This is a genomic window from Streptomyces sp. UW30 (assembly GCF_008042075.1).
In the GTDB taxonomy this organism is placed as follows: Bacteria; Actinomycetota; Actinomycetes; order Streptomycetales; family Streptomycetaceae; genus Streptomyces.
The window spans coordinates 1,887,291-1,893,465 of record NZ_RDBN01000053.1 but is presented as its reverse complement, the minus strand read 5'-3'; the positions used below and the strand labels follow the sequence as shown (position 1 = coordinate 1,893,465).

At 71.0% G+C, this 6,175-nt stretch carries 6 protein-coding genes; 4 read left to right on the top strand and 2 right to left on the bottom strand.

Going from position 1 to position 6,175, the window contains the following annotated elements; translation table 11 throughout:
* Nucleotides 1–4 precede the first annotated feature (4 nt).
* Together EAO75_RS43170 and EAO75_RS43165 are read left to right on the top strand one after the other, a co-directional pair.
* The gene (locus EAO75_RS43170; protein ID WP_148000624.1) at nucleotides 5–811 is read left to right on the top strand and encodes an ABC transporter permease; all 807 of its coding nucleotides are present in this window, start codon (nucleotides 5–7) and stop codon (nucleotides 809–811) included.
* A 144-nt stretch (nucleotides 812–955) separates the two neighbouring features.
* Nucleotides 956–1,606 (top strand): DUF4142 domain-containing protein, encoded by a 651-nt coding sequence (locus EAO75_RS43165; RefSeq protein WP_148000623.1) that lies wholly within the window; start codon nucleotides 956–958, stop codon nucleotides 1,604–1,606.
* 19 nt (nucleotides 1,607–1,625) lie between these two features.
* Here EAO75_RS43165 and EAO75_RS43160 read toward each other — a convergent pair whose 3' ends face one another.
* A complete protein-coding gene (locus EAO75_RS43160) occupies nucleotides 1,626–3,290 on the bottom strand; it encodes a glycoside hydrolase family 13 protein (protein WP_148000443.1) in 1,665 nt (554 codons plus the stop codon).
* A gap of 250 nt (nucleotides 3,291–3,540) precedes the next feature.
* Here EAO75_RS43160 and EAO75_RS43155 point away from each other — a divergent pair, with 250 nt between their 5' ends.
* A complete protein-coding gene (locus EAO75_RS43155; RefSeq protein WP_148000442.1) occupies nucleotides 3,541–4,461 on the top strand; it encodes an LAETG motif-containing sortase-dependent surface protein in 921 nt (306 codons plus the stop codon).
* Nucleotides 4,462–4,581: 120 nt separating this feature from the next.
* Nucleotides 4,582–4,920, top strand: coding sequence for a nuclear transport factor 2 family protein (locus tag EAO75_RS43150; protein WP_148000441.1), 339 nt, complete (start codon nucleotides 4,582–4,584; stop codon nucleotides 4,918–4,920).
* 12 nt (nucleotides 4,921–4,932) lie between these two features.
* Here the strand turns inward: EAO75_RS43150 and EAO75_RS43145 are convergent, their stop codons facing one another.
* Entirely contained in the window at nucleotides 4,933–6,096 is a 1,164-nt protein-coding gene (locus EAO75_RS43145) for a serine hydrolase domain-containing protein (RefSeq protein WP_148000440.1), read from the bottom strand.
* Nucleotides 6,097–6,175: the final 79 nt, after the last annotated feature.

Below are 6,175 nucleotides of genomic sequence, written 5' to 3'. Positions count from 1 at the left end.
CCCGATGACCACCGCCACCACCCCCGCGCCCACCCGCTCCTACGCCTTCCGCGACTCGATGACGATGCTGCGCCGCAACATCAAGCACATGCTGCGCTATCCCTCCCTGACGATCCAGATCGTCACGTTGCCCGTCCTGATGCTGCTGCTGTTCGTGTACGTCTTCGGCGGCGCGATCGGCGAGGGCATCGGCGTCGGTGACCGCGACGCCTACATCAACTACCTCGTCCCCGGCATCATCGTCATGGCGGTGACCTCCGGCACGATCACCGTCGCGGTGACCGTGTGCACCGACATGACCGAGGGCATCATCAACCGCTTCCGCACGATGGCGATCTGGCGCAGTTCGGTGCTCACGGGGCACGTGCTGGGCAACATGATCCAGATCGTGTTCATCCTCGCCCTGGTGACCGGGGTGGCGTACGCGATCGGTTTCCGTCCCGACGCCTCGGCCGTCGAGTGGGCCGCCGCCCTCGGTCTGCTGATGTTCCTGGCGTTCGGCCTGAGCTGGCTGTCGGCCGCGATGGGCCTGAACTCGAAGACCATCGAGGCCGCGAGCAACGCCCCCATGCCGCTGATCTATCTGCCCTTCCTCAGCAGCGCGTTCGTCACCCCGGACTCGATGCCGACGGGGCTGCGCTGGTTCGCCGAGTACCAGCCCTTCTCGCCCATCAACGAGACCCTGCGCGGCCTGCTGCTCGGCACGGAGATCGGCAACGACGCCTGGATCGCCCTGGCCTGGTGCGCCGGCCTCGGCCTGACGGGCTACCTGTGGGCCCGCTCGACCTTCCGCAAGGGCGCCGAGCGCTGAGGCGACCGCCACGGGAATCGCTTTACGGGACGGATGCCAAGCCAAAAGGTTTTCCGCGCCCCGGGGTCCGTACTTCAGTACGACGACCCCGGGGCAGGAGGCAGTTCGGTGCGCATCACTCGACAGGCAACCGGCACGTTCTTCGTGGGCGGCGCACTGAGTCTCACGCTCGCCGCCCTCGCCTATCCCTCGGTGCTCGGCTTCAGCACGGTCTCCAGTTCCCAGACCCGGGTCATCGCCCGGACCCCGACCGGCCCGCTGACCGAGGCCGACCGCGACTTCGTCGTCAAGGTGCGGGCGGCCGGGCTGTGGGAGTACCCGGTGGGGAAGATGGCCCTTCAGAAGGGGACCACGGGTGCGGTGCGCACGGCCGGTCAGCACCTGGTCTCCGGGCACGCGGCGCTTGACGCCACCTGCCGCCGGATCGCCGCGCGGCTGCACGTCACCCTGCCCAACCGGCCGAGCCCCCAGCAGCAGGGCTTCGTCGCGACGCTCGACGCCGACTCCGGCAAGCAGTTCGACAGCGACATGGCGAACATCCTGCGCACCACACACGGCCAGATCTTCGGCACGGTCGCGAAGATCCGGGCCACCACCAGGAACACCCTGGTCCGGCAGCTGGCCGACCAAGCCAACGACACCGTCCTCGACCACATCTCGGTGATGGAGAAGACGGGGCTGGTCGACTTCGACCAGGTCCTGTTCCAGGAGACGACCCCGCCCAGGCTCCCGGCCGACCAACTGACCCCGCCCCCTCCGACGGCGGGCGAACCTCAGGTGACCCTGACACCGTGACGCGTACCGGCGTACCGGCCTACGTCAGCCAGACCGTCGTGTCCGGGCCCAGCAGCCCGTCCTGCAACGGCGCGCTGGCGAGCAGCACCTCACCCGGCGGCAACTCGACCGCCGCCGCCGCGAGGTTGGCCACGCACCGCCAGCCGTCCGAGCGCGCGAAGTGCAGGACGCCGGGCGGTGCTTCCGGCGCCCACGTCAGCTCCTCCCCCTGGAGCAGCTTGCGGCGCAGGCGCAGGGCCCTGCGGTACAGCTCCAACGTCGAGCCCTCCACACCGTCCTGCGCCTCGACGGCGTACGCCGCGAAGCCCGTCGGCTGCGGCAGCCAGGACCCGCCCGCGCCGAAGCCGTACGACGGCCCCGTGGTCGTCCACGGCAGCGGGACCCGGCAGCCGTCGCGGCCCTTGCGCACCCGCCCGGTCTGTTCCCAGATCGGGTCCTGGAGGACCTCGAAGGGCAGGTCGGCGACCTCGGGCAGGCCGAGTTCCTCGCCCTGGTAGACATACGACGAACCGGGCAGCGCCAGCATGAGGAGGGTCGCGGCGCGGGCGCGGCGCAGGCCCGCGGCGTCGTCGACGGCCGGGGCGTGGCCGCCGGACAGCAGCCAGGCGTTGTCGTCGGTGCCGGGCGGGAGCATCAGCCGGGAGGTGTGGCGTACGACGTCGTGGTTGGACAGCACCCAGGTGGCGGAGGCACCGGCCGCGTGCGCCGTGGCGAGCGAGTCGGTGATGACCTGCCGCAGTTCACCGGCGTCCCAACCGGCTTGCAGATACTCGAAGTTGAAGGCCTGGCCCAGTTCGTCCGGGCGGGCGTACAGCGCGCGGCGGGCGCTCGGGTTCACCCAGGCCTCGGCGACGGCCATGCGGGGCGGGCGGTAGGAGTCGAGGATCTTGCGCCAGTCGCGGTAGATCTCGTGGACCTCGTCGCGGTCGTAGAAGGGGTGGGTGCCGGGCGGGAAGGCGGGGAGCGCGTCCTCGCCGCTCAGTTCCGGGGCGCCGAGATCGCGCAGCGGCTCGCTCAGGTCCTTGGCGAGGGCGTGCGCCACGTCGACGCGGAAGCCGTCGACGCCGCGGTCGGACCAGAAGCGCAGGGTGGTGCGGAAGTCGGCGCGCACCTCCTCGTGCTCCCAGTTGAGGTCGGGCTGCTGCGGGGTGAACAGGTGGAGGTACCACTGGCCGTCGGGGACCCGGCGCCAGGCGCTGCCGCCGAACACGGACTGCCAGTCGGTGGGCGGGAGTTCGCCGTGCGTGCCGCGCCCGTCGCGGAAGACGTAGCGCTCGCGGGCGGCGGAGCCGGGGCCGGCGCGCAGCGCCTCCTGGAACCAGACGTGCTGGTGGGAGGTGTGGTTGGGGACCAGGTCGACGATCACCTTCAGGCCGAGGCGGTGGGCCTCGGCGGCCATGGCGTCGAAGTCGTCGAGGGTGCCCAGGCGCGGGTCGACGTCACGGTAGTCGGCGACGTCGTAACCGCCGTCGGCCAGTTCGGAGGGGTAGAAGGGGCTGAGCCACAGGGCGTCCACGCCGAGCGCGGCGAGGTGGGTGAGGCGCTGGGCGACGCCCTTGAGGTCGCCGAGCCCGTCGCCGTCGGCGTCGGCGAAACTGCGCGGGTAGACCTGGTAGATGACGGCCTGGCGCCACCAGTCGGGGTTGCTGGACGAGAGGTCGGGCGTGGTGGTGCGGTCAGTCACGCGGTCTCCTCGTGGGTGCGTACGGACGACAGTGAGAACTCTGTCCACTTCGCCGGAAAAGCGAACACCGCGAGGAGCGGAGGGGATCGTTCCCCGCGTGACGGAATTGTGATTGCCTCTTGAACTTCCATTGCGTTTACGCAGGTTGACAGCGGTCTCCCCGCCCCCGACGATGTGCTCACTCTGAGGCGCATGTGACCAATGAGCCCAGTGTTTCTCCTTCGACCACTCACCCCACGATGGGATACGCATGTCCATAGCGAGACGTGTCATCGCGCGACGCCTGCTGGGGACGGGCGCTGCGTCGCTCGCCCTGTGCGCGGCCACCGTCGCCTCCGCCTCCGGCGCCTGGGCCCACGGCACGCCCGGCGGGGACGGCTGGAAGTCCGGCGGCGCCTACCAGCCCGGCACCGGCGCCGGCACGGAAACGGCCACCGACCGCTGCCAGTTCTCGCTGGACGGCACGAACTTCTACGACTCGGTCAAGGTCGACGACCAGAACCTGAAGGTCACCGACGACGGCAAGGTCCACGTCTCGGTGCGTGCCGCCGCCGACGCCACGACCTGCACCGCCTCGCTCGCCTCCTACCTCGCCCACGGGTCGACGTTCGCGACCTCCGGCGAGCAGGTCTTCGTCGACTTCGACTCGGTCACGGTCAAGCCGGGTGCGACCGACACCCTCGACATCGCCGTCCCGGACGCGGGCTGCTTCGCGCAGGTCGACCTGTACCGGGGCGCGGTGAAGTTCGACGGCAAGCTCGACGCCAACGACGGCTTCGAGCACGGTGACCTGCCCAAGGGCCCGGACCGCCCGGTCATCAAGGACAAGCTGATCGCGGCCTGGAACGGCGGCACGAAGGACTGCACGACCGAGCCCCCGGCGACCGAGGAGCCCCCGACCACACCGCCCGCCGAGCCGTCCGAGCCGGCGACGGACGAGCCCTCGCCCCCGGCCGAGGAGACGACTCCGCCGGCCTCCGAGACCCCGGCCCCGGAGCCTTCCGAGTCGGCCTCCACCCCGGCCCCCTCGCCGAGCGGCGGTGGCGGCGACCTCGCCCAGACGGGCGGCAGCAGCGCGACCGGCCCGATCGCGATCGGCGCGTTCGTGCTGGTCGCGGGTGGCGCGGCGTTCGTCGTGGCGTCGAAGCGCCGGCGCACGGCGCGCTCCTGACCGACGGCATGTGAAGGGGCCCGGGGTGATTCCCCCGGGCCCCTTCGTGGTGCGACGCCAGCGTGCGTCTGCGATGGGTACGGTGACGGAGAGGACCGTCCCACCGCTCAGGAGCCCCGCATGACCAGCACTCCGACGGACATCGTCAGGGCGGCGTTCCGCCACTATCTGGCGCAGGACCGCGAAGCCGCCCTCCCCCTGTACGCGGACGACTTCACCTTCACCAGCCCCAGGGACGACCACATCGGCAAGGCGGCCTTCTTCGAGCGGTGCTTCCCGACCGTCGACCGCCTGAAGGAACAGCGCATGCTGCACGTCACCCCGGCCGACGCCGAACTCGTCTTCGCCTACTACGAGTACGAGCTCACCGCGGGCGGCCGCTACCGCAACGTCGAGGCCATCACCGTCCGGGACGGGCTGATCAGTGAGGTGCGGGTGTACTTCGGCGGCGCGGTGTGAGGGGACCTGGCGCTACTTCCGGCCGGGTGCGCAGAGTTCGCCGTCGATGAGCTTGTTCTGGGCGTGCTCGGTGGACATGTCGGCCGCGCCGTCGCCCGTGGTCGACAGGACCACGACCCGGCGGCCGTCGCCGCTGACGCCGTCGCGGGTGGTGTAGCCGGGGAGGTCGCCGCCGTGGCCGTAGTACGACCCGCCGCAGGACAGCGGGATCCGCATCAGGCCGAGGCCGTAGCTCGCACCGGGCCAGACGACGTCCAGGTCGGGGGTGCGCACGGTCGTCTTCATGGCCTTCATCTCGGCCGGGCGCAGCAGGTGTCCGCCGAGCAGGGCCTGGTAGAAGCGGGTCAGATCGGCGGTCGTGCTGATCATGGCGCCGGCCGCACCCGCCGCGCTCGGGTTGAACTCCGTGACGTCGATGGTCGCGCCGGAGCCGCCGAAGTTGGAGTAGCCGTTCAGATGGCGGCCGGGGATGCGGGTCCCGGTGGTCGGGGCGAGGGTGTGGCGCAGGTGCAGCGGCTTGATGATGCGGTGGGTGACCTCCTGCTGCCAGCTGTGGCCCGTGGCCTTCTTGATGATCATCCCGGCCAGGATGTAACCCGTGTTGGAGTACGACCACTTGGTGCCGGGCGCGAAGTCCGGCTTGTGCTTCATGGCGATGGCCACCAGCTGCTCGTCGGTCCAGGTGGTGTACCGACCGGCCTCGAAGCCCTCGACGCTCGCCAGCAGCGGGAAGTCGGCCGTGTAGTTGTACAGCCCGCTGGTGTGCTGGAGCAGCTGCCGTACGGTGATCGTGCTGCCGTCGTTGCCGTTGCCGGAGACCACGCCGGGCAGCCAGTCCTCGACGGTGTCGTCCAGCGACAGCCGCCCCTCGCCGGCCAGCTGCAGCACCACGGTGGCGACGAACGTCTTGCTCGCGCTCGCGATCCGGAACCGGTCGCCGGGGCGCGCCGCCTCGCCGGTGGCCTTGTCGATGACGCCCGCGGCGGCGGAGCGCTGTCCGCGCGGGCCGGTCGAGCGGCCGACGGCGCCGACGGTTCCGGTCTCCATCACAGCCCCCACACGGTCCCGCAGCGAGTCCTGGGCGGGCTGCGGGGACTTGGCGGTGGCCGACGCGACGGGGATCGTCAGGACGGACGCGGCGATCGCGGCGACCAGGGCCGTGGCGGTGCGCTTCATGGCAGGTGCTCCTTGCGGATCGGTCGGTGTCAGCAACGCTGTCCGCGCTGCGGTCACCAACCTAGGAACCGGGCTGGGT

What these genes read in the sequence shown, in the direction of transcription:
- EAO75_RS43145 (WP_148000440.1), bottom strand. Translation starts at nt 6,096, where the DNA reads ATGAAGCGCACCGCCACGGCCCTGGTCGCCGCGATCGCCGCGTCCGTC.
- EAO75_RS43170 (WP_148000624.1), top strand. Translation starts at nt 5, where the DNA reads ATGACCACCGCCACCACCCCCGCGCCCACCCGCTCCTACGCCTTCCGC.
- EAO75_RS43155 (WP_148000442.1), top strand. Translation starts at nt 3,541, where the DNA reads ATGTCCATAGCGAGACGTGTCATCGCGCGACGCCTGCTGGGGACGGGC.
- EAO75_RS43150 (WP_148000441.1), top strand. Translation starts at nt 4,582, where the DNA reads ATGACCAGCACTCCGACGGACATCGTCAGGGCGGCGTTCCGCCACTAT.